Annotated in this window: 15 protein-coding genes and 1 pseudogene; 12 read left to right on the forward strand and 4 right to left on the reverse strand. The window is 71.7% G+C overall.

Annotation, left to right across the window (positions count from 1 at the left end):
* From IE260_RS12535 to IE260_RS12560, 6 genes and pseudogenes are all read left to right on the forward strand, one after another.
* Positions 1 to 85: pseudogene (locus tag IE260_RS12535) on the forward strand (phosphocholine cytidylyltransferase family protein); the annotation flags it as partial.
* Complete coding sequence (locus IE260_RS12540; protein WP_189871017.1) at positions 73 to 1,134, forward strand: iron-containing alcohol dehydrogenase family protein; 1,062 nt, start codon at positions 73 to 75, stop codon at positions 1,132 to 1,134. The pseudogene IE260_RS12535 and the gene IE260_RS12540, both read left to right, overlap by 13 nt.
* Positions 1,135 to 1,339: 205 nt before the next feature.
* A complete protein-coding gene (gene rplU, locus IE260_RS12545) occupies positions 1,340 to 1,660 on the forward strand; it encodes a 50S ribosomal protein L21 (RefSeq protein ID WP_004001309.1) in 321 nt (106 codons plus the stop codon).
* 14 nt (positions 1,661 to 1,674) lie between these two features.
* Positions 1,675 to 1,929, forward strand: a complete 255-nt coding sequence (gene rpmA, locus IE260_RS12550; protein ID WP_006132816.1) for a 50S ribosomal protein L27 — start codon at positions 1,675 to 1,677, stop codon at positions 1,927 to 1,929.
* A gap of 127 nt (positions 1,930 to 2,056) precedes the next feature.
* On the forward strand, positions 2,057 to 3,493 hold the full coding sequence (gene obgE, locus IE260_RS12555) for a GTPase ObgE (RefSeq protein WP_189871019.1): 1,437 nt from the start codon (positions 2,057 to 2,059) through the stop codon (positions 3,491 to 3,493).
* A gap of 201 nt (positions 3,494 to 3,694) precedes the next feature.
* On the forward strand, positions 3,695 to 5,731 hold the full coding sequence (locus tag IE260_RS12560; protein WP_229880713.1) for a glycosyltransferase family 4 protein: 2,037 nt from the start codon (positions 3,695 to 3,697) through the stop codon (positions 5,729 to 5,731).
* A 79-nt stretch (positions 5,732 to 5,810) separates the two neighbouring features.
* On the opposite strand, the gene IE260_RS12565 is transcribed toward IE260_RS12560, so the two are convergent.
* Both IE260_RS12565 and IE260_RS12570 read right to left on the reverse strand, forming a co-directional pair.
* Positions 5,811 to 9,374 carry a bifunctional glycosyltransferase/CDP-glycerol:glycerophosphate glycerophosphotransferase gene (locus IE260_RS12565; RefSeq protein ID WP_189871021.1) on the reverse strand — a complete coding sequence of 1,188 codons (3,564 nt, stop codon included), beginning with the start codon at positions 9,372 to 9,374 and terminating at the stop codon, positions 5,811 to 5,813.
* A 23-nt stretch (positions 9,375 to 9,397) separates the two neighbouring features.
* Positions 9,398 to 11,632: a bifunctional glycosyltransferase/CDP-glycerol:glycerophosphate glycerophosphotransferase gene (locus IE260_RS12570; RefSeq protein ID WP_189871023.1), complete on the reverse strand. Its 2,235-nt coding sequence runs from the start codon at positions 11,630 to 11,632 to the stop codon at positions 9,398 to 9,400.
* 334 nt (positions 11,633 to 11,966) lie between these two features.
* Between IE260_RS12570 and galE the strand changes: the two genes are divergently transcribed.
* Positions 11,967 to 12,938: a UDP-glucose 4-epimerase GalE gene (galE, locus tag IE260_RS12575; RefSeq protein ID WP_189871025.1), complete on the forward strand. Its 972-nt coding sequence runs from the start codon at positions 11,967 to 11,969 to the stop codon at positions 12,936 to 12,938.
* A gap of 131 nt (positions 12,939 to 13,069) precedes the next feature.
* Here the strand turns inward: galE and IE260_RS12580 are convergent, their stop codons facing one another.
* On the reverse strand, positions 13,070 to 15,199 hold the full coding sequence (locus IE260_RS12580; RefSeq protein ID WP_229880715.1) for a hypothetical protein: 2,130 nt from the start codon (positions 15,197 to 15,199) through the stop codon (positions 13,070 to 13,072).
* A 190-nt stretch (positions 15,200 to 15,389) separates the two neighbouring features.
* On the opposite strand from IE260_RS12580, the gene proB reads away from it, so the two are divergent.
* From proB to IE260_RS12605, 5 genes are all read left to right on the forward strand, one after another.
* Positions 15,390 to 16,571: a glutamate 5-kinase gene (proB, locus tag IE260_RS12585; protein WP_189871027.1), complete on the forward strand. Its 1,182-nt coding sequence runs from the start codon at positions 15,390 to 15,392 to the stop codon at positions 16,569 to 16,571.
* Positions 16,572 to 16,715: 144 nt separating this feature from the next.
* Positions 16,716 to 17,225, forward strand: a complete 510-nt coding sequence (locus IE260_RS12590; RefSeq protein WP_189871547.1) for a DUF8830 family protein — start codon at positions 16,716 to 16,718, stop codon at positions 17,223 to 17,225.
* Positions 17,226 to 17,298: 73 nt separating this feature from the next.
* Entirely contained in the window at positions 17,299 to 18,585 is a 1,287-nt protein-coding gene (locus IE260_RS12595; protein ID WP_189871029.1) for a glutamate-5-semialdehyde dehydrogenase, read from the forward strand.
* Positions 18,586 to 18,703: 118 nt separating this feature from the next.
* The gene (locus IE260_RS12600) at positions 18,704 to 19,282 is read left to right on the forward strand and encodes an SCO2584 family spore wall biosynthesis protein (RefSeq protein ID WP_229880717.1); all 579 of its coding nucleotides are present in this window, start codon (positions 18,704 to 18,706) and stop codon (positions 19,280 to 19,282) included.
* 84 nt (positions 19,283 to 19,366) lie between these two features.
* Positions 19,367 to 20,434 (forward strand): SCO2583 family membrane protein, encoded by a 1,068-nt coding sequence (locus tag IE260_RS12605; protein ID WP_189871033.1) that lies wholly within the window; start codon positions 19,367 to 19,369, stop codon positions 20,432 to 20,434.
* 947 nt (positions 20,435 to 21,381) lie between these two features.
* On the opposite strand, the gene IE260_RS12610 is transcribed toward IE260_RS12605, so the two are convergent.
* Entirely contained in the window at positions 21,382 to 22,521 is a 1,140-nt protein-coding gene (locus tag IE260_RS12610; RefSeq protein WP_189871549.1) for a M48 family metallopeptidase, read from the reverse strand.
* Between the last annotated feature and the right edge of the window lie 98 nt (positions 22,522 to 22,619).

The raw sequence follows: 22,619 nt of genomic DNA on the forward strand, positions 1-22,619 counted from the left end.
GGCGCCGATCGGTGACGTCAAGTGGGTCGAGATCGACAACCACGACGACCTCGCCAAGGGCCGGGAGATCGCGTGCCGGTACTGACGAGGCTCATTCCGTCGCCGGTCGTCGTCGACATCCGCCCGGGTGCCCTCGACGACCTGGCGAGCGTCCTCGCGGATCAGCGGATCTCCCAGTCGGGCAGGCTCGCCGTCGCCGTCAGCGGCGGTTCGGGGGCCCGCCTGCGCGAGCGGCTGTCGGCGTCCCTGCCGGGCGCCGACTGGTTCGAGGTCGACGGCGGAACGATCGACGACGCCGTGCGGCTGGCCGACGCCGTCAAGGGCGGCCGGTACGACGCGATCGTCGGCCTCGGCGGCGGCAAGGTCATCGACTGCGCCAAGTTCGCGGCGGCACGCGTCGGACTGCCCATGGTCGCCGTGGCCACCAACCTCTCCCACGACGGCATCTGTTCGCCGGTGTCGATCCTGGACAACGACGCGGGCCGGGGATCGTACGGCGTGCCGACGCCCATCGCGCTCCTCGTCGACCTCGCGGTGATACGCGAGGCGCCGATCCGTTTCGTGCGCTCCGGGATCGGCGACGCCGTCTCCAACATCTCCGCGGTCGCGGACTGGGAGCTGGCCCACCGGGTCAACGGCGAGAAGGTCGACGGTCTCGCGGCCGCGATGGCCCGCCAGGCCGGCGAGGCCGTGCTGCGCCACCCGGGCGGCTGCGGCGACGACGCGTTCCTGACCGTGCTGGCCGAGGGACTGGTGCTGTCGGGCATAGCGATGTCGATCGCCGGGCACACGCGGCCCTCCTCCGGCGCCTGCCACGAGATCAGTCACGCGCTCGACCTGCTCTACCCGGGGCGCGCCGCCAGCCACGGCGAACAGGTGGGCATCGGGGCGGCCTTCGCGACGCATCTGAGGGGCGACCACGAGGGCTCCCGGCTGATGGCCGAGACACTGCGCCGGCACGGGCTGCCGGTGGTGGCGCAGGAGATCGGGTTCGGCGACGACGAATTCGTACGGGCCGTGGAGTTCGCCCCGCGGACCCGGCCCGGCCGGTACACGATCCTGGAGCACCTCGACCTGTCGCCGACGCGCATCGAGGAGGCGTACGCCGAGTACGCCGCGTCGGTCGGCGGCTGAGCCGGGGCTCCGGTGACCGCGGGCCCGGTTTGACCCTTGTGGGGCGGGCCCCGTAACCTTGACCGTCGGCGTGTCGACTGACCCGCCACATCCCCGTAAACCTCTTCCTTCCGGGCGCGCGAGTGACCGGGAGAGGCCGCTCGCGTCTGTCGCCGGGCGGCTGGACTGCGGGGGTGCCGTTCCCGAGCGAGAGAGTGAGTTCCGCGTGTACGCGATCGTGCGCAGCGGTGGTCGTCAGCACAAGGTTGCTGTCGGCGACATCGTCGAGGTTGACAAGATTTCCACCGCCAAGGTCGGCGACACGGTCGAGCTCTCGACCCTGCTCGTTGTCGACGGCGACTCCGTGACCAGCGACCCGTGGGTGCTGGCCGGCATCAAGGTCCAGGCCGAGGTCGTGGACCACCACAAGGGCCAGAAGATCGACATTCTGCGCTACAAGAACAAGACCGGCTACCGTCGTCGTCAGGGCCACCGCCAGCAGTACACGGCGATCAAGGTCACTGAGATCCCCACGGCTGCGAAGTAAGGGACTGAGAACAGATGGCACACAAGAAGGGCGCATCGTCCACTCGGAACGGTCGCGACTCCAACGCCCAGCGGCTCGGCGTGAAGCGCTTCGGCGGTCAGGTCGTGAACGCGGGTGAGATCCTGGTCCGCCAGCGCGGCACTCACTTCCACCCGGGCGCGGGCGTCGGCCGTGGCGGCGACGACACCCTGTTCGCGCTGCAGGCCGGTTCGGTGCAGTTCGGCACCAGCCGTGGCCGCAAGGTCGTGAACATCGTTCCGGTCGCCTGAGTCTCTTAGACCAGGGCTTCCGTAGAGCGATTCGTCGAGGCGGACCTCACTTCCCGTTCGGGGAAGAGGGTCCGCCTTTGACGTGTTACAGCTAAGACATTTTCGTACTTTCTGGAGGCACTGAACCATGACCACCTTCGTGGACCGCGTCGAACTGCATGTCGCCGCGGGTAACGGAGGCCACGGCTGTGCCTCCGTCCACCGTGAGAAGTTCAAGCCGCTGGGCGGCCCCGACGGCGGCAACGGCGGCCGTGGCGGCGACGTGATCCTCACCGTCGACCAGTCCGTGACCACCCTGCTGGACTACCACCACTCCCCGCACCGCAAGGCCACCAACGGCAAGCCCGGCGAGGGCGGCAACCGCTCCGGCAAGGACGGCCAGGACCTCATCCTGCCCGTCCCCGACGGCACCGTGGTCCTCGACAAGGCCGGCAACGTCCTCGCCGACCTGGTCGGGCACGGCACCTCCTACGTGGCCGCGCAGGGCGGCCGGGGCGGCCTCGGCAACGCGGCGCTGGCCTCCGCCCGCCGCAAGGCGCCCGGCTTCGCGCTGCTCGGCGAGCCCGGGGACCTCCAGGACATCGTCCTGGAGCTGAAGACCGTCGCCGACGTGGCGCTCGTCGGCTACCCGAGCGCCGGCAAGTCGTCGCTCATCTCCGTGCTGAGCGCGGCGAAGCCGAAGATCGCCGACTACCCCTTCACGACCCTCGTGCCGAACCTGGGCGTGGTGACGGCCGGTTCGACCGTCTACACCGTCGCGGACGTCCCCGGACTCATCCCCGGCGCCAGCCAGGGCAGGGGGCTCGGCCTGGAGTTCCTGCGGCACGTGGAGCGGTGCAGCGTGCTGGTGCACGTCCTCGACACGGCGACGCTGGAGTCCGACCGCGACCCGCTCTCCGACCTGGACGTCATCGAGGCGGAGCTGCGCGAGTACGGCGGCCTCGACAACCGGCCCCGCATCGTCGTCATGAACAAGATCGACGTGCCCGACGGCAAGGACCTCGCCGACATGGTCCGGCCGGACCTGGAGGCCCGCGGCTACCGGGTCTTCGAGGTGTCCGCGGTCGCCCATCTCGGGCTCAAGGAGCTGTCGTTCGCGCTGGCCGAGCTGGTGGCCAAGGCGCGCGCGGCCCGGCCGAAGGAAGAGGCCACGCGCATCGTCATCCGGCCCAAGGCCGTCGACGACGCCGGCTTCACCGTCACCCGCGAGGAGGACGGCCTGTTCCGGGTGCGCGGCGAGAAGCCCGAACGCTGGGTGCGTCAGACCGACTTCAACAACGACGAGGCCGTCGGCTACCTGGCCGACCGGCTGGGCCGCCTCGGTGTCGAGGAGGAACTGGTGAAGGCGGGCGCCCGCGGCGGCGACGGCGTCGCCATCGGCCCCGAGGAGAACGCGGTCGTCTTCGACTGGGAGCCGTCGATGACGGCCGGCGCCGAGATGCTCGGCCGCCGCGGCGAGGACCACCGCTTCGAGGCCCCGCGCCCCGCCGCCCAGCGACGCCGGGACCGGCAGGCCGAACGGGACGAGGTACAGCGCGAGTTCGACGACTTCGAACCCTTCTAGGTCTTTTCCCGTCTACCAGTACGACCGCACCCGCGGGCCGGCCGGCGAGGGCTGCCCGCAGGGTTGCGGAGGTGTGTCGAGTCCGTGACCTCCGGCCGAACGAGTGTGTGTACTTTGTGGGAAGGATGTGGCCGCGTACGGTCGGCCAGGGGTGGGGGCGGAACGACCAGCCGTTTCCCGTAGCAGAGAGAAGCCGCTGAGTTGAAGATTGCATTCCTCGTCCGCGACCTGTGCCACATGGGGGGCGTGGTCAGCGCGACGCAGAACCTGGCCGGGGCGCTGGCCGAGCGGCACGAGGTCGAGATCGTGGCGCTGCGCAAGGTGCGCGACGAGTCGTACTTCCCGCTGGACCCGCGGGTGTCGGTGCGGGTGCTGAGCGACATGCGGCCGCACTCCCCGGTCTCCGACGTGGACGACCCGCTGTCCGACAAGTTCCCGCTGATCTACCCGCTCAACGTCGGTGCCAAGACGCCGGTGGTGAGCCGGCTCGCGGAACTCCGGCTGCTGGAGTACCTCGACACCACCGACGCCGACGTGGTGGTCAGCTCCAGCCCGCGCAACACGATCATGCTGGCGCAGGCGCGCGGTGACTACCTGAAGGTCACCCAGGAGCACTCCATGCCGTCCATCTACGCCAAGGACATCAAGGAGCGCCTCTTCCCCGCCTACCGGTTCCTGGACGCCCTGACGGCGCTCACCCCGGAGGAGGTCGCCAGCATCGCGGGGCAGGTGCCGGCGGTGCGCAACCGCCTCGCGGTGATGCCCAACTGCGTTCCCGCGTCCCCGATCCGGTCCACCGGTACCAACAAGGTCGTGGTGTCCGCGGGCCACCTGACCGACAACAAGAACCACGCCCTCCTGATCGAGGCGTTCGCCAAGGTCCACGCCGTCGCCCCGGACTGGACCCTGCGCATCTACGGCCACGGCGCCGAGAAGAACAAGCTGCGGGCCCGCATCGAGGAACTGGGGCTGTCGAACAGCATCCTGCTGATGGGGCAGACCTCCCCGGTCACCCCGGAGTTCGGCAAGGGCTCGATCTTCGTCCTGCCCTCCAAGCGGGAGGCGTTCGGCAACGTCGTCGTCGAGGCGATGGCCGCCGGGCTGCCCGTCGTCGCCACCGACGCCGACCACGGGCCGCGCAACATCCTCACCGACGGCGAGGACGGCCTGATCGTCCCGCGCGGCGACGTCGACGCCATGGCCGACGCGATCCGGCGGCTCGTCCAGGACGACGAACTGCGCCTGAAGATGGCCGCCGCCGCCGTACGCAACGCCGAGCGGTTCCACGAGAGGGCGAGCCGCGAGCGCTTCGAGGCCATCCTCGAAGAGGCCTTCGCCCGCAAGGAACTGCCCCGGCACGCCACGGCCCGGGTGGACCGCGAGGGCTCGGTCCACGTCGCCGTGGGCCCGCTGCCGGCCGGTGCCGGACCGACCGACCTGGTGCTGCGCAAGGCGGGCTCCGGCGGCGACGAGTTCCGTTTCGCCTTCTCCCCGGCGGGCGACGCCCTGGTGCCCTGGGACGCCGGTGTGCCGCACGGCACCTGGGAGCTGTCCCTGGCGACCCACACGGGCATGGAGGTGGCGCTCGGCACCGACGGCTACGGCTGCGACACCCGGGACCTGCTCGCCGTCGAGCTGCCGCGTCCCCAGGGGCCGTCCCTGGCGCTGCTGCTGCCGCACCGGCACGAGGACGGCGGCCTGCGGCTGCGCAGTGCCCGGCGCGACGTCCACGCCGAGGTGGGGCCGGTCCGGGTGGACCAGCGGGTCATCGCCCTGCGGGCCGAACTGTGGGGGGCCGAGCCCGCCGACGGCGCGGTCGTGGAGGCCGTGCACCGCCGGAACAAGGAGCGGGTGCTGTCCTTCCCGCTGCGGGTCGCCGGCGACGGCTGGGTGGAGACGGACATCGACTGCCCGGCCCTGGTGCGGGAGCACGGCGACGCCGACGAGAAGGAAGTCATCTGGGACTTCTTCGTGCGTCCCGCGTCCGGTGCGCCCCGGGTGCCGCTGGCCAAACTGGCCACCGACGTGCTGGAGCCGATCAACGTCTTCACCTTCCCGCGCCCGGTCATCAGCGGTCCCGCGGGACCGTCGCCCACCGTGCTGACCCGGGTGGTGCGCAAGTCCCGCAAGGCGCTGGGCCAGACGCCCGCGCCCCGGCCGCCCGCGCGCGTCCGTACGGAACTGCGGCCCTACTTCACGGCGCTGAGCCAGTTCGCGGTGAAGACCGTGCGGCTCTGACCCGGATCCCACCACACGACGAGGGCGGGGCCCGGAGGAACATCTCCTCCGGGCCCCGCCCTCGTCGTGCCGGCGTCGGTCAGATCTCCCGCGCCTGCTCCAGCATCCGGTCGACGACCCGCTGGGAGGCGTGACCGTCGTCCAGGTCGCAGAACAGGTGGTGGAAGCGGTCGAAGCGCTCCTGGTACTCGCTCTGGACCCGGTCGATGTCCCGGAGGGCGTCGACCAGCTCCTTGGAGTTGTTGATCAGCGGGCCGGGGGAGTCCTGCTCGAAGTCGAAGTAGAACCCGCGCAGCGTGTCCCGGTAGTGCTCCAGGTCGTACGTGAAGAACAGCATCGGCCGCTTCAGGTGCGCGTAGTCGAACATCACCGACGAGTAGTCCGTGATCATGATGTCCGCCGCCAGGTACAGGTCCGCGATGTCCGGGTACTCCGAGACGTCCCACACGAACCCGTTGCCCGCGCCGGGCACCGCGTCCACCACGTTGGAGTGGCGGCGGATCAGCAGCACGTGGTCGTCGCCCAGGCGGCGCTGGGCGTCTTCCAGGTCGATGCGCAGGTCGAACAGGTACTGGCCGGCGCTGTGGGACTGGTCGTCCCGCCAGGTCGGCGCGTACAGGACGACCTTCTTGCCCTCGGGCAGGCCCAGCTGCTTCTTCACCCGCTCGGCGATCTTGTCCCGGTCGGGCGAGTACAGGTAGTCGTTGCGCGGGTAGCCCGCCTCCTGGATCTCACCGTCGTAGGAGAACGCCCGCTTCAGGATCGGCGTGCTGAAGCGGTTGGAGGACACCAACAGGCTCCACTGCTTGGCCTCCAGCGCCAGCTTCTCCTGGTAGCGCCGGTCGAAGTGGAGCGTGTCGATGTCGTGCCCGATCTTCTTCAGCATCGTGCCGTGCCAGGTCTGCACGATGACCTGGCCGGGGCGGCGCTCGATCCAGTCGGGGAGGTGGGCGTTGGTGACGATGTAGCGGCTGGAGGCCAGGGCCTCGTACCACTCACGGCCCCACATGCGGACCCGCTCGACGCCCTCGGGCAGCGCGACCTGGCCGTCGCGGACCGCCCACAGGTGCTTCAGGTCCGAGCCGCGGCGCACCAGCTCCTCGTACATCGCGCGCGGGCTGTCCGAGAACTGCTTGCCGTTGTAGCTCAGGTAGAAGACCTGGTCCTTCAGCGGCTGCTGGAAGAGCGGCTCGTACACCTCACGGCGCAGCTGCCGCTGACGGAACGGGCCGCGCTCCAGGTCGCTCAGCTCGGAACGGGCGTTGAGCTGCGGGAAGTCGCCCCAGCGGTTCTCCAGCCAGTAGCGGCGGCCGCCGAGTTCGGCCTGGACCGGGAAGGAGTCCGCGGCCAGCCGGTCGACGACGAAGGGCACGTCGGCTGCGTCCGCCTCCTCGGGCCGCAGGAAGAGGTTCCAGCGGCCGGCGCGCAGCGGCACGGTGCCGTTGCCACCGAGCTTCGAGGGGTCGAAGGAGACCTCGAAGCGGCCGCCGTCGAACCAGCGGGTCTCGACGAAGCGCTCCTCGTAGCGGTTGCGCGGCTTGAGCAGGAAGCGGGCGCCGGCCAGTCGCGGATCGGCGTGCGCGGTGAGCACGATCCGGCCGTCGCGCACGGTCGCACCGTCGATCACGGCACGACGGGTACGGCCGGAGAACTTCAGGAAGCCGGTGTGACCCGCCACCACGGCAAGCTGGCACCGGTGCGCCTGGTCACCCAGCGACGCGGGCAGCGGGAACTCGGCGTCGGCCAGTCCCTCCTGCATCACCGTGCCGAAGCGGCGCTCCTTGCCCTCGCGGTCGGTGGCGACCAGCACCGTGGACCAGGTCCGCTTCTCCGGCTGGGCCTCGGCGTCCACGCCCTCGCGGAGGACCAGCGCCACGTCGGCCACCGGCACCTCGACCGAGAACGCCTGGCCTGAGCCGTCGCGCGACACGGAGACGGGGTACTCCAGCGTCTCCGCGCCCTTCTGGTTCTTGGCCCGCAGCACCACCTGCTCGTCGGAGGCCAGGGGCTCGCGGATCTCGCCGGTGACCTTGATCCGGTCGCCCTCCAGGGCACGGCCGGTGATCAGGGCGCGGACCTTCTCGATGCGCAGCTTCAGGGCGCCGCGCTCGATGGAAGGCAGCAGCCGGAAGTCCGGGCTCAGCCAGTGGTAGGGCGGGAAGTTGCAGGCCGCGCCGCCGCTGGAGTGGACGGCGGTGCGCCGCACCAGACCGGAGGAGAAGATGCCGAGGCCCACGTGCCACAGCGCCTCCTGCCATTCGCCGCCCTTGCGGAACCGGGCGGGGTCGATGGTGACCTCCCAGCCGGCCCAGTCGTAGTTGTAGCGGTCCTGGCCGGAGTCGGTGGTGACCTCGGGGCGCAGCATGTTGCGGGCGGGGAGCAGAACGCGCCGGCGGGAGCGGTCCTTGCGCAGCTGCAGCACCTTGACCGACGCCTTGCGCGACGGCAGGTCGATCTTGTCGATCCAGGCGTTGCCGGACAGCACGAGCTTGCCGCCGACCCACTTCACCTCCTGCAGCGGCGCGCGCATGCGCAGGTGCTGGTCGATGCGCAGGGCCTCCTTGGGCAGGTGCAGATCGGCACCTTCCAGGGAGGGGAAGGAGGCGTACTTGCGGACCAGGCCGCTGACCTCGGGCGTCTCCCGGCGGCGCTGGCCGGCCAGCAGGGCGATCAGCTCCTCCATCTGGTGCTTGCGCACCAGCAGCCACTGCACGCGCAGTTCGGCCGGGAGGTCCATGACGAGCTTGGGGTCGATGCTGTCGAGGAAGCGGTTGGCCGAGCGCAGGAACTCCGCCCGGTACTCCTCGTCGCCGTCGGGCACCACGTTGAGGAACAGCCGCAGGTCGTCCCTGAGGACGCGGGTGTCGTACTCGCGCTTGAGCCGGGCGTAGGTCTCACCGGGCTGCTCGGCGAGGAAGGCGCTGATCTCCATCACGGAGGTGACGCGGTCGCGCACACCCGCCGGGTCGGTGCGGCGCTGGGTGATGGACGGGGCGGACTCGCCCTCGCGCAGCCGCCAGAAGTAGCAGGGCTCCGAGATGACGTCGACGCTGTCGGCGAGGTAGTGGGCCCGCATGGTGACCGGGGTGTCCTCGTACAGCCGGCCCTCGGGGAAGGCGAAGCCGTGCTTCTCCCAGAAGGTGCGGCGGAAGACCTTGTTGCACGCGATGCGGTCGGCGACGAGCTTGGCGTAGCGGGAGATGTGGGTTCCCACCCGGGCCTCGCCGGCCAGCATCCGCATCAGCGGCACCTGCCAGGTCTTCTCTCCCCTGAGGTGGAAGACGTTGCCGGTGGCGAAGTCGGAGCCGCTCTCGTCGAGGCTGCCGACCATCAGCCGGTAGGCGTCCGGGGGTATGAGGTCGTCGCTGTCGACGAAGGTCAGGAACTCGGACTCCGGCGCCAGGTGGGCCATGCCGGTGTTGCGGGCGGCACCCAGGCCGCCGTTCTCCTTGCGGATGAGCTTGAAACGCGGGTCGCGGGAGGCGTACTCCTCGGCGATGGCGGCGGAGCCGTCCGGCGAACCGTCGTCCACCATCAGTACCTCGAAGTCGCGGAACGTCTGCGCCGCCAGCGAGTCCAGACAGGCGGGGAGATAACGCTCCACGTCGTAGATGGGGACGATGACACTGAGCCGAGGGGCCATGGCTTGGTGATCTCCTATCAAGGTCAGGCCCGCTCGACCAGTTCGAGCGCCTGGGCGGGAGTCGGGGCGTGGGGCCGTTCGTCGAACGGGACGACGGGCAGCGGCGTCTGTTCACCCAGGAAGACGCGTCGCACGACGCGTTCGGCTGCGTGTCCGTCGTCGAATTCGCAGAAACGCCGGCGGAAGGCGTCCCGGCGCTCGGTCGTCTCCGGGCTGTCGTACTCGCCCGACACGAGGAGCCGGAGCAGCTCCGCCTGCGTGGTCGCCACCGCGCCGGGCGACTCCTGGAGCAGGTTGAAGTAGGTGCCCCGCACGGCGGAGTACACGTCCCAGTCGGGGGCGAAGCTGATGATCGGACGGTCCAGGACGGCGTAGTCGAACATCGCCGAGGAGTAGTCCGTGATCAGGGCGTCCGCGGCGAGGTACAGCTCCTCCACCCGGGGGTGTCCGGAGACGTCGACGATCCGGCCGGTGCGGCGCAGTTCCGCGACGTGCGGGGAGCTGCCGTAGAAGTAGTGGCCGCGCACCAGGACGGTCACGTCGGGTCCCAGTTCGCGGGCGAGCCGGGCGAGGTCCAGGGGCGGCGTGAAGCCCGGCTGGTACTCGCGGTGGGTCGGCATGTACAGGAACGCCTTGGTGCCGTCGGCCAGTCCCAGCGCGGCACGTGCCCGGCGGACGTCCTCGGCGCCCGCGCCGACGAGGACGTCGTTGCGCGGGTAGCCGGTCTCCAGCGTGGTGTAGGAGCAGGGGTAGACCCGCTCCCAGATCACGGTGGAGAAGCGGTTGGAGCTGATGCTGAAGTCCCAGCGGTCGCACCGCTCCAGCAGCTTGACGAAGTCCATGTCCGTGGAGGCCGGGTACTTCTGCTGGTCCAGGCCCATGGTCTTCAGCGGCGTGCCGTGGTGGGTCTGCACATGGATCTGGCCCTCGCGCTTCACCACGGCGTCCGCGAAGTTCACGTTGTTCACCAGGTACTTGGCGCGTGCCAGGGCCGCCCAGTACTCGCGCGAACCCACGCGGACGTAGTCCACGCCCTCGGGCACCTGGTCCACGGCGTCCGCCCGGATGGCCCACACCCGGCGCACGTGCGGGGCGAGACGGGCCAGTTCGGCGTCGATGGCGGCGGGGTTGCAGGAGACGCTGCGGCTCCAGTAGGCGGAGAACAGCGCCAGGTTCTCGTCCAGCGGCAGCCTCAGCTGGGACTGGTAGAAGACGCCCATCGCGCTGCGCTTGGAGCGGTTGATCGCGGTACGGGCGCGGCTCCTCGCCGTCTGGCGGAACTTCACCGCGGTCAGGGCGCTCATCATGGTCGCGTACGCGTCGCGCTCCAGCATCCCGTACTTGTGGCCGCGTCCGCCGGCCGGCCGCGTGAAGCCCTTGGGCAGGCGGGCGCGGTAGTCGGCCGAGGCGCGGTGGAAGAACTCCGCCCGGGCGTCCTGCGGCAGCCGGCCCGGACGCTCCAGGATGGTCAGGTAGTGGTCGACCATCTTGCGGAACAAGGGGCCGCGCCACTCGGCGAGTTCCTCGTGCGCGTCGAGGTAGTCGAAGACGCGCCGGTACTGGTCGAAGACGTCGAAGTGTTTGCGGCTGACCGTCTTGAGGATGTTGCCGCCCTCACGGCGCTGCCGGTAGTGCACGCAGACGCGGTCCAGCAGGGCGATCCGCTCGGCGCTGATCAGGGAGCAGAAGGTCCAGGGGGCGTCCTCGTAGTACCCGGGCGGGAAGGTGAGCCCGGTCCGGGCGACGAAGTCGCGCCGGTACGCCTTGTTCCAGACGATCTGAAGCAGGTCCAGCAGCTTCGGGCGGTCGGCGAGGGAGAAGGTCTCCGGGCCGCCGTCGCTCTTGAGCAGGTCCGCCCGCAGGTTGGGGCGGATCCTGCCGTCCCAGTAGGTGCGGGCGTAGTCGTAGATGAGTATCTCGGGATTACCGGTGGCTTCGATTCGGTCGGCTATCGCCGTGAGCGCGCCGTCGGACAACGTGTCGTCACTGTCCAGAAACAGGACGTAATCGCCCTCGGCCTTTTCCAGTCCGGCGTTCCGCGCGCGCCCCAGACCCACGTTTTCCGTGAGGTGAATCACACGAATCCGCGTGTCCCGTTCCGCGTACTCGTCGAGAATGGCCCCTGACCCGTCCGGCGAACAGTCGTCGACGGCGATGATCTCGAAGTCCGTGTAGTCCTGCCCGAGCACGGAGTCAAGGCATTCGGGCAGATAGCCCTGCACCTTGTACACGGGAACGACGAGAGAGAGTTTGGGCATCCTTACAACCTGTTCCGAGAACTGACCACGGGACCGCGGGCTGGGACCGGAACGCGCTCCGGGCGCCGGTGGGCCGGGAGCGCGCCGCCGGATCAGCGTAAAGGATTCACGTGAAGTTTCCGCGGGCACGGTAGTCGGACAGTCTGTGGCTCGCCACCACCGGAATTGGCCGGTACCGGGGGCCTGAATCTTTCGCTTCGCCGGAAACGGCGAACTTCCTCACATTCACTGCCCCCTGTCCCCTTTATCGGCTTGCGCCCCATCTGCCCGACTCGATTTTCGGCAGCCCACGAACGAGTCTGCACCCAGAGACGAAGTCCTGGGAGGCATGAGGATGAGCTGGCTGGTCACGGGCGGAGCCGGGTACATCGGTGCGCATGTGGTGCGCGCCCTGGTGGAGGGTGGTGAGCACGTGGTCGTGTACGACGACCTGTCCACCGGCAGCGCCGACCGGGTGCCCGCCGGTGTGCCGCTGGTCGTCGGCAGCGTCCTGGACCCGGTCGCCCTGGAGCGCGCCATTCGTGACCATGCTGTGACAGGTGTGGTGCACATCGCGGCCAAGAAACAGGTGGGGGAGTCGGTGGAGCAGCCCCTGCGCTACTACCGGGAGAACGTCACGGGCCTGCAGACCCTCCTGGAGGCCATGACGGCGGCCGGGGTGGACCGGCTCGTCTTCTCCTCGTCCGCCGCCGTCTACGGGATGCCGGACGTGGACCTCGTCACGGAGGAGACCCCCTGCGCGCCGATGAGCCCCTACGGCGAGAGCAAGCTGATCGGCGAATGGCTGATCAACGCCGCCGCCCGGGCCCACGGCCTCCGCGCCGCGTCCCTGCGCTACTTCAACGTCGCCGGTGCGACGGGACCCGAACTGGCCGATTCCGGTGTGTTCAACCTCATCCCCATGGTCTTCGAGCGGCTGGAGGCCGGGGACGCCCCGCGGATCTTCGGCGCCGACTACGACACGCCGGACGGCACCTGCGTACGCGACTACATCCACGTCATGGACATCGCCTCCGCCCACCTCGCGGCGGCCCGTCGGCTGACGGACGCCCCGGCCGGAACGGCGCTCACCCTCAACATCGGACGCGGCGAGGGCAGTTCCGTCCGGGAGATGGTGGACCGCATCCTCAAGACCACCGGCCAGGAGGACGTGGCCCCCCGGGTGACGGAGCGCAGGCCCGGCGACCCGGCCCGGGTCGTCGCCTCCGCCGACCGCGCCCGCGAGGAACTCGGCTGGTCGGCCCGCCACGGCCTGGACGACATGATCGAGTCCGCCTGGCAGGGCTGGTGCCACCGACGCGGCTGAGCCGACCGGCGGCTGCCGCCCCGGCGGTGACGTGCCCGTGGTGACGTGCCGGCGCCCCGTGCGCCCGAGCTGACGTACGGCACTCCCAGCGCCCCGGGCCCCGGTTGCCGCGCCGCGTGCCGCCGGCGTCGCTAACGGAGGCCGGGGCCCTCCGGAGGGGCGGCGGTGGTCAGCGGCGCGGGCTCGTGCCGCGGCGCGGGAAGCTCCGTCTGCCACGGTGCGGTGGGCTCGTCGGCGAGCCGCCGCGCCATCCGCACCCGGTGCTCCCCGGCCGCCGCGCACAGCGCCCGTACGGCCCCGGCGAAACGCTCCTGGGACGGCGGCTCGGCGGGACCCAGCAGCCGCAGCGCCAACGCGGCGCGCTCCCCGGCCAGTTCGTCCCGCTCGGGGTGCCGGACCGTCTCCAGCAGCCGTGGCACCCCGGTCGCGTCCGGCGTCAGCACGGTCGCCGCCGCCACCGTGGGGAAGGACCTGCGGAACACGTCCTCCGCGAGCCCGCTGGTGTTCGCCACCGCGTACGGCTTGCCGCTCGCCAGGAAGTCGCTGATCACGCTCGACACGTCGCTGATCAGCAGGTCGGACCGGTTGAAGCAGGAATAGAGCGTGGGCCGGGCGTCCGTGACGACCTGGTGCTCCCACGGGGGCAGCGAGGCCCAGTAGGCCTCCTCCCAGGCGGCCGTGGCCCGCGCCACCGCCGCGGCCCGACCCGGTTGGGGCTGCGACTGCCGCAGCATCCGCTCCATCTGGTCGGCGGCGGGCCGCGAGCCGCCGGCGGTGAGCCGCCCCAACTCCGCCGCCAGGCGTTCCCGTTCCGCCGCCGTCGCCGCCTCCGGCCGCGGGCCCGTCCGCTCCCGGTTCGCCGCCCGCAGCAGCTCACGGATGCGCAGATCGGCGGCGCGGGCCCGCGGATCCACCGATCCCGTCAGCGGATGCGGCTTGTACAGCAGCCGTACGCCCGGGTCGGCGAGCAGCGCCCGCACGAGGTTCTCGCCGGCCGCGGCCACCGAGGAGTTGCCGGGGTTGCCGTCCCAGCCCTCCCAGGTCGGCGCGTACAGGACCGTCGTGTACGGACCGGAGGGCGGCCCCGCGTACGGCCGCACCGCGTCCAGCTGGGGGCGGCCGATCTCCACGACGTCCTTGTCCTCGACGCCGACCTCGGCCAGCGCGTACCGCTCGCGCGCCGCGGGACCGGCCACCCACACCTCGTCGTACGCCTTCACGTACGGATTGCACGAGGACAGCTTGTCGCTCTCCCCGTGGTTGACGAACGTGTGCTTGATCGTGGGGATGCGCAGCACCTGGGAGGTCTTGCCGGAGTTCGAGGGATGGAGGAGGACCTGCAGCGTGGAGTGCTCCAGGCGCATCAGCGTGGACACCTTCGGCAGGCACACGACGGGGATGTCGGTCGCGGCGATCCGCTGCACCATGAGCCGCTCGCGCAGCACGATCAGCGGACGTCCGTCCAGCTTCGCGAGCGGCTCCAGCCACATGTTCGCCTGGTACGCCGAGGAGGCGCCGCCGGAGAAGTACAGGCCGACGGTGGGCCGGTACTCCGCCAGCCACGCCTCGAACCAGTCGAGCACCTCCTGCTCGCCCGCCGGCCGGCGCCCCGGCAGCAGCCTCACCAGCAGCGCCCCGAGGCCGGCCAGCGCCACCGCGAGGGACAGCGCGAGACCGGCCGCGCCGTACACGGGCGCGTCGGTGGCCGCCGTGGCCAGCAGCCCGGCCGTCGACGGCAGGCCGAAGACCGGCAGCCGGTGCCCGGGACGGCGCAGCAGCGCGGGCGGCGCCGGTGACAGCCGCAGCGCCGAGGCGTCGATGTTCCGGGTCACCACGGGCAGGGTCCGGGTGCGGTGGACCAGGACGGAGACCCCCTGGATGGCGCAGTGCAGCCCGTAGAAGGCGAGCAGACCGGCGACGAGCGGGGCGTAGACCGTCTCCCGGTCCTGCTCGCCGAGCCGCAGCAGACCCACCACGAGCAGCAGGTCCCGCAGCACGTGCCGCACCGTGACGTCCGCGTGCGACTTGGCGAACAGCGACAGCACGTCGCGCTGCCACCGGTACAGCACCCCCTCGGCGGCCAGCGAACCGGCGGTCGCGGCGAGCAGCAGCGGCAGGTGCGGCAGCAGCGCGCCCACGGCCTGCGCGAGGAAGGCGGCCGCCGGCACGCCCAGGACGAGCAGCTTCACGGCGGTCTGCCGGCGGGGGAGGCGGCGGGGCAGGGGTACGGGCACTGCGGTCGCTCCAGGCTCGTCGCGCATCGGACATCCGGGTCAACGCGCGCCGGCCTGCCGACGACACGCGGGTGTCGTGCGGACCGCCGCGGCGTCGACGTGCTATGGCCGGGTTGTCCGCAGCCTGGACCGTGGCGCGGCCCACGATCCCGTTCGCGTAGATTGCCTGACGAGGGTTCGGACCGGCGCGTGGCGACGCGAGAGGACAGGCGGCACAGTGGCAGGGGCAAGGCAGGCCGTGGGCGAGGCCCACAGGATCGTGGTCAAGGTCGGTTCCTCGTCGCTGACCACGGCGTCGGGGGGTCTGGACGCCGACCGTGTGGACGCGCTCGTGGACGTGCTGGCGAAGGAGCGGAACGAGGGGGCGGCCCGCAGGGCCTCGGTTGAGGGTGGTGGCGGGAGACGGGTGGGCGGCGGAGAGCGGGAGATCGTCCTCGTCTCCTCCGGTGCCATCGCCGCCGGACTCGCCCCGCTGGGTCTGCGCCGCCGCCCCAAGGACCTGGCGCGCCAGCAGGCCGCCGCCAGCGTCGGCCAGGGACTGCTGGTCGCCCGCTACACCGCCTCCTTCGCCCGCTACGGCGTCCGGGTCGGACAGGTGCTCCTGACGTCCGACGACATGAGCCGCCGCTCCCACCACCGCAACGCCTCCCGCACCCTCGACAAGCTGCTCGCGATGGGCGCCCTGCCGGTGGTCAACGAGAACGACACCGTCGCCACCGACGAGATCCGCTTCGGCGACAACGACCGGCTCGCCGCCCTCGTCGCCCACCTGGTCCGCGCCGACCTGCTGGTGCTGCTGTCCGACGTGGACGGCGTGTACGACGGCGACCCGAGCAAGCCGGGCACCTCGCGGATAGCGCAGGTGCGGGGCCCGTCGGACCTGGCGGGCATCGAGATCGGCAGCGCCGGCAAGGCGGGCGTCGGCACCGGTGGCATGGTCACCAAGGTCGAGGCGGCCCGGATCGCCGCCGCCGCCGGCATCCCCGTGGTGCTGACCAGCGCGGTCCACGCGGCCGACGCCCTGGCGGGCGGGGACACGGGCACCTACTTCCACCCCACCGGCAAGCGCTCGGCGGACCGGCTGCTGTGGCTCCAGCACGCGTCCACCCCGCAGGGGGCGATCACGCTCGACGACGGGGCGGTGCGCGCGGTCGTGGAGGGCCGCAAGTCGCTGCTGCCGGCCGGGATCGCCGGCGTCGAGGGCGAGTTCAGCGCGGGCGACCCCGTGGAGCTGCGGGACGGGCGGGGCCGCGCGGTGGCCCGGGGGCTCGTCAGCTTCGACGCCAAGGAGATCCCCCGGCTCATCGGCCGCTCCACCCGGGAACTGGCGCGCGACCTCGGACCGGCGTACGAACGCGAGGTCGTACACAGGGACGATCTGGTGATCCTGCACCCGTAATAGGTTGAATCGTCCCCGAATCGGTGGTGCACGTTCCGCAAAACCGCCCCGCGATCTTCCGAGGCCTGCTCAACTTTCCTGAGAGCCAAGCCCGGCCGACCACCGGGTCGATCCGCGTGCGTGAAGGAGGCCGTCGTGAGCGGAGTGCGCCCTGGGACGCCCGCGTCCCGCGGTGGTGCCGGCTCCCGCGGTACCGGATCGCGGGGCGGTGCCGGGCCGCGCGGTGGCACGGGCCCTCGGGCGGCCGGTGACGAGCGGACCCTGACGAGCGTCGCGGCCGGAGACCGGTTCCGCGGCGAGGAACCCGCGCACACCCCGCGCCTGTGGCACGTCACCCTCAGCGTCTCCGGCACCCGGGCCCCGCTCACCGAGGTGCGGCGCGCCCTGGAACAGCTCGCCCACGACCACCCCTTCCTGCTGACCAGCAGATACGCCGACGACCACGCGGAGATCCGGTACTGGGAGGAGGCCCGCGACCTGCACGACGCCGCCGCCGTCGCCCTGCGCCTGTGGGGCGAGCACCGGCAGACCGCGGGACTGCCGCCCTGGGAGATCGTCGGCCTGGAGGTCATCGACCGCGCGACCTACCACCAGCGCATCGCCGCGGGATACGGCCCGGCGCCCGCGACCCCTGTCGGAGTTCACCCGTTCTGAGCCGGTCTCGCGGCGTGTCTCGGCTCGTGGGACGACCGGTGAACGTCCCTCACCGGCGCACTACGCTTCCCCCATGACCACGCTCTCGCCGTACGACTCGATGTCCCCGGTCACCCGGGCCGCCTACCGGGCCAAGGCCGCCGCGGCCGACCTCGCGCCGCTGCCGCGGGCCGCGAAGGACGACGCGCTGCTCGCCGTCGCGGACGCCCTGGAGGTCCGTACCAGCGAGATCGTCGAGGCCAACGCCCAGGACGTGGCCAAGGCCCGCGCCGCCGGGACGTCCGAGGCCATCATCGACCGGCTGACCCTCACCCCCGAGCGGATCCGCGCCATCGCCTCCGACGTACGGGACGTCGTCGCGCTGCCCGACCCGGTCGGCGAGGTCGTCCGCGGCTCCACCCTCCCCAACGGCATCGACCTGCGCCAGGTCAGGGTGCCGCTCGGCGTGGTCGGCATCATCTACGAGGGCCGGCCCAACGTCACGGTCGACGCCGCCGCCCTGTGCCTGAAGTCCGGCAACGCGGTGCTGCTGCGCGGCTCGTCCTCGGCGTACCAGTCGAACACCGCCCTCGTCCGGGTGATCCGTGACGCCGTGGGCGGGGCCGGGCTGCCCGCCGACGCCGTACAGCTGGTGCCCGGCGAGAGCCGTGAGAGCGTGCGCGAGCTGATGCGGGCCCGCGACCTGGTCGACGTGCTCATCCCGCGCGGCGGCGCCTCCCTGATCAACACGGTCGTCCAGGAGTCCACCGTCCCGGTCATCGAGACCGGCACCGGCAACTGCCACGTCTACGTGGACGCGCAGGCCGACCTCGACATGGCGGTCGAGATCCTGGTCAACTCCAAGGCACAGCGCGTGAGCGTCTGCAACGCCGCCGAGACGCTCCTGGTCCACCAGGACATCGCCGCCGACTTCCTGCCCCGCGCCCTGGACGCCCTCGCCCGGGCCGGGGTCACCGTGCACGCAGACGAGCGCGTGATGGCGTACGCCAAGGACTCCGAGGCGACCGTCGTCGAGGCCACGCCGGAGGACTGGGAGACGGAGTACCTGTCGTACGACATCGCCGCCGCCGTCGTCGACTCCCTCGACAAGGCCGTCGAGCACATCCGGCTGTGGACCTCCGGCCACACCGAGGCCATCGTGACGACCTCGCAGCAGGCCGCCCGCCGCTTCACCCAGCTGGTCGACTCCACCACGGTTGCGGTGAACGCCTCCACCCGGTTCACCGACGGGGGCCAGTTCGGCTTCGGCGCCGAGATCGGCATCTCCACCCAGAAGCTGCACGCCCGGGGCCCGATGGGACTGCCGGAGCTGACCAGCACCAAGTACATCGTCACCGGCGACGGGCACGTACGGCACTGACCGCACGCGGGTGGCAGGCGCCTCCGGGTGCGTCCGTAACCCGGTCGGGGCATCTCGCCCACGGGATGAATTTCCATACCGTCTGCCCAAATTGACCCCCCAGGTCTACTCTGGATCCGTGCCGGAGGACGTGGGGGGTATGCCGTTCCCTGACGGCTGGGAGCCCGACGACGACCACGACCGCGGGGTGTCGGACGAAGAGTTCGCCTCCGTGGTCTTCGACGAGGCGTTCGTACAGGCGGCAGCGGTGCACGAACCGTCCGCCGTCGAACGCCTGCTGGCCGCGGCGCAGGCCAGGGCCGAGGCATCGGAGGCCGAGGCGGCCCGCCGCGCCCACGGCAGACGCGAGCGCTACGACGACGGGTACGGCGACTTCGGCCGAGACCCCGACGACGGGGACCTCGACGACTTGGACGACGACGTCGACCCCCTCGACCGCCCGTACGGCGCTCCCGCGAGCTACGGCAAGCAGGTCCGCTGGCACCGGCCCGTCGCCTGGATGCTCGCCCTCGTGATGGGCATCGGCATGGTCGCGCTGGCCTTCACGGCGGTCTACCGGGGAGCCTCCTCGGAGGGCAGTCCCGAGCAGGTCCCGCCGCCCGCCTCGACCGGCCCGGAGCAGGGCGGAGGGGTCACCCCCTCGGCCTCCGCCGACTACTCCCAACCGGCCGTCCCGGTGATACCGCGCAGTCCCTGACCTGCCCCGCGGCAGTGAGAACCTGTCCGAACTTGTCGTGTACCAGGGCGTTTACCGGGGTGCCCGCAGACCTACCCTGAAGGTATGGGAGGGCCTGGCGACCCGCCTGAGGGGACACCCGAGGGCGCCCCCGGAGGCGGAGAGGACGAGTACCGATCCGTCGTCTTCGACGAGTCGTTCGTTCGCGCTGCCCGCCTCCAGGAGTACTCCGCCCGGGAACGCATGGCCGACCACACGCCCGCCGTACGCCGCCGCCCGCCGCTGCGCGGAAGCCTGTCCCGGCAGGCGCTGATCCTGATCGTCCTGATCGTCGTCGCCTTCGGCACCGCGATCTACATGGGCGCCCGGAACCCGCAGCACAGCCCCGCCGCGCGGCAGCCGACCGAGCCCGTGCGGATGACCGTGATCCCGCTCGCCCCCCAGGGCGCGGTTCCGGGTGCCGCCGACGCCGAGCACCTGTACGCGCACAGCCCCGCCGCGCACTTCCGCTCCGGCGCCGAGGGCGTGCCGCTGCCGGCCGCCCGGCGCACCGCGCACTTCTCGGACGAGCAGGTGCTCAACGCCCTGACCACCGCCAAGAACTACATCGTGCGCTCGGCGCTCGACCCGGAGGTGCTGGCCGGCGGGGAGATCCGCTCCGTACGCGTGCTGCTGGACCCGGACCAGCTCGACCAGTTCGACGAGAGCTTCGAGCGCCCCGCCGCCGACGGCCGGCACGCACCCACCGGGTGGCTGGTGCGTTTCGACCCGTCCCGGGCCGAGCTGGCCGACGACGAGATCAAGGTCCAGGGCAGTCTGCGGGCCGCGGAGAGCGACGCGTCCACCCTCGAGGTCACCGCCGACCACACCCTCGTCTACCCCCTGCGGCCCACCGGCGACGACCGGGCCGAGGCGTCGCTCTTCACCGTCCGGCGCGAGCTGCACTTCCGCTTCGACCGGGACGACCTGCGCATGCACCAGGCCGAGCTGGTCGTCTCCTACGTCCAGGCCGGCCCGCTGTCCTGCGCCGAGGACTCGGCGAACCACCTGCGCCCGCTGCTCGCGGGCCAGACGGCCAAGGCGGGCGGCCCCGCGGGCACCGACCCCTACACCACGGACAGCGCCACGGCCCTGTGCGGCGCCCTGGCCCCGGGCGCCCAGCCGAAGGTCTGACGAACCCTCGCCGGACCGAAGCCACCCCGACCGCCGCCTGGCACCCACCGCCCCGCACACGGGCCACCACGACGGCTCCGACGCCCACCGCGCGGTCTTCGACTGCAGTCCGGCATCCGCCGGCCTGCGCACGATCAACGTCGCTGCTGCGACGCGTCCAGCGGCTGCCGCCCTGCGCACGGGTCACCGTCGCTGCGTCGACACCTGTCGAAGCCGGGCGCTCGGTCCGCGACTGGTGTCCGGCATCCGCCGGCCCGCGCACGATCAACGTCGCTGCTGCGACGCGTCCAGCGGCTGCCGCCCTGCGCACGGGCCACCGTCGCTGCGTCGACGCCTGTCGAAGCCGGGCGCTCGGTCCGCGACTGGTGTCCGGCATCCGCCGGCCCGCGCACGATCAACGTCGCTGCTGCGACGCGTCCAGCGGCTGCCGCCCTGCGCACGGGTCACCGTCGCTGCGTCGACGCCTGCCGAAGCCGGGCGCTCGGTCCGCGACTGCGGTCCAGCGGCTGCCGCCCGCATGGGCCACTGCCGCCGCTCCGACGCCCACCGCCGAAGCCCGGCGCTCGGCCGACGGCGGCGCGGCGGGACGCAGTCGCCCCCGCCGGCCAGCCGGCCACTGCAGCGGCCCCCAACCGGCCCGCGTGCGCTGCCACCGGTGCCGGTCCGGTCGGCCTGCGGGCCTTGCGGGCGGCGTTCGGTGGGCTCGGCGTGGGGGGTCGTGGCCATGGGCGACCGGGTGGGTATGCGGCCGGGGCGGAGTGCGGCGCACCGGGGGCGGGGCGCCCCCAACCGGCCTGCGGGTCTTGCGGGCGGCGTTCGGTGGGCTCGGCGTGGGGGGTCGTGATCACGGCCGACCGGGCGGGTACGCGGTCGGGGCGGCGTGCGGCTTGCCCGGGGACGCGGTGAGCCGGCCGGTGGTCTTGCGGACGCGTCCGGCCGGTCGGCCGTCAGGCCCCGTCGTGCGGCGGGCGGTCGTCCGGGCTGTCCGGGCCGGTCGGGCCCTCGGTCCTCTCCGGGCCGTCCGAGTCCTTGGGCGGCCTCGGCTGGGAGGCCGTGAAGCCGCCGAAGCCCCGCCGCATCCGCTCGCCCAGGTCCCCGGCCCCGCCCGCGATGTCGTTCACCAGCTTCATCAGCGGGTCCTTGGAGGTGCGCACCTGCGTGGCGTAGCTGGACGCGGACTCCCGGAAGGAGTCCCTGACCGAGGTGTCCCTGTCCTCGTCGCGCCGCGGGTAGTGGCCGTCCATGATCCGCTGGTGGTCGCGCGAGGCGGCCCACTTCTTCAGCTCGGCGGCCCGCACGGTCGTGAAGGGGTGGGAGCGGGGCAGCACGTTGAGGATCTTCAGCACGGAGTCGCGCAGGTCGCCCCCGGCCTCGTACTCGTCGGCCTGTTCCAGGAACGCGTCGACGTTCATCTCGTGCAGGTGGTTGCCGCCCGCGATCTTCATCAGCCCCCGCATGGACGCCTGGAGGTCCTGGCCGACCAGCAGTCCCGCGCGGTCGGCGGACAGCTCCGACTTGCGGAACCACTCCCGCAGCGCGGTCACGATCGCCATGATCGCCAAGTTGCCCAGCGGGATCCAGGCGACCCGGACGGCGAGGCTGGTCAGGAACAGCAGTATGGTCCGGTACACGGCGTGCCCGGACAGCGCGTGGCCGACCTCGTGCCCGATGACCGCCCGCATCTCCTCCTCGTCGAGCAGCTCGACGAGCCCCGTGGTGACGACGATGATCGGCTCGTCCAGGCCGATGCACATCGCGTTCGGCGTCGGGTCCTGGTTCACGTACATCGGCGGGACCTTCTCCAGGTCCAGGATGTAGCAGGCGTCCCGCAGCATGTCGTTGAGGTGGGCGAACTGCCGGTCCGAGACGCGCACCGAGTCGGACAGGAACAGCAGCCTCAGGCTCCGCTCGGGCAGCAGACCGCTGAGGGCCTTGAAGACCGTGTCGAAGCCGCTCAGCCTGCGCAGTGCCACGAGGGCGCTGCGGTCGGCCGGGTGCTCGTACGCGCGTGAGGAGATCCCGGGGAAGCGCCTGCGCTGCCTGCTCGGCACGCTCTCGTGCCCGTTGTGCTGGTGGCCGTCGGACATGTCTTCCCCCATGCGCGTGTGTGTGGCCCTCTGCGGACCGTGTGCGGTCCTTTGTGCCCCCGAAGCAGGGCCCAGCCTAGGCGGAGTTACCGTGGACG

Source organism: Streptomyces viridiviolaceus, assembly GCF_014650995.1.
In the GTDB taxonomy this organism is placed as follows: domain Bacteria; phylum Actinomycetota; class Actinomycetes; order Streptomycetales; family Streptomycetaceae; genus Streptomyces; species Streptomyces viridiviolaceus.

Excerpts from the sequence above, each read along its gene's own strand:
- galE (WP_189871025.1), top strand. The coding sequence starts at position 11,967 with ATGAGCTGGCTGGTCACGGGCGGAGCCGGGTACATCGGTGCGCATGTG.
- IE260_RS12595 (WP_189871029.1), top strand. The coding sequence starts at position 17,299 with ATGACCACGCTCTCGCCGTACGACTCGATGTCCCCGGTCACCCGGGCC.
- IE260_RS12570 (WP_189871023.1), bottom strand. The coding sequence starts at position 11,632 with ATGCCCAAACTCTCTCTCGTCGTTCCCGTGTACAAGGTGCAGGGCTAT.
- IE260_RS12605 (WP_189871033.1), top strand. The coding sequence starts at position 19,367 with ATGGGAGGGCCTGGCGACCCGCCTGAGGGGACACCCGAGGGCGCCCCC.
- IE260_RS12610 (WP_189871549.1), bottom strand. The coding sequence starts at position 22,521 with ATGTCCGACGGCCACCAGCACAACGGGCACGAGAGCGTGCCGAGCAGG.
- IE260_RS12565 (WP_189871021.1), bottom strand. The coding sequence starts at position 9,374 with ATGGCCCCTCGGCTCAGTGTCATCGTCCCCATCTACGACGTGGAGCGT.
- rpmA (WP_006132816.1), top strand. The coding sequence starts at position 1,675 with ATGGCACACAAGAAGGGCGCATCGTCCACTCGGAACGGTCGCGACTCC.
- IE260_RS12580 (WP_229880715.1), bottom strand. The coding sequence starts at position 15,199 with ATGCGCGACGAGCCTGGAGCGACCGCAGTGCCCGTACCCCTGCCCCGC.
- obgE (WP_189871019.1), top strand. The coding sequence starts at position 2,057 with ATGACCACCTTCGTGGACCGCGTCGAACTGCATGTCGCCGCGGGTAAC.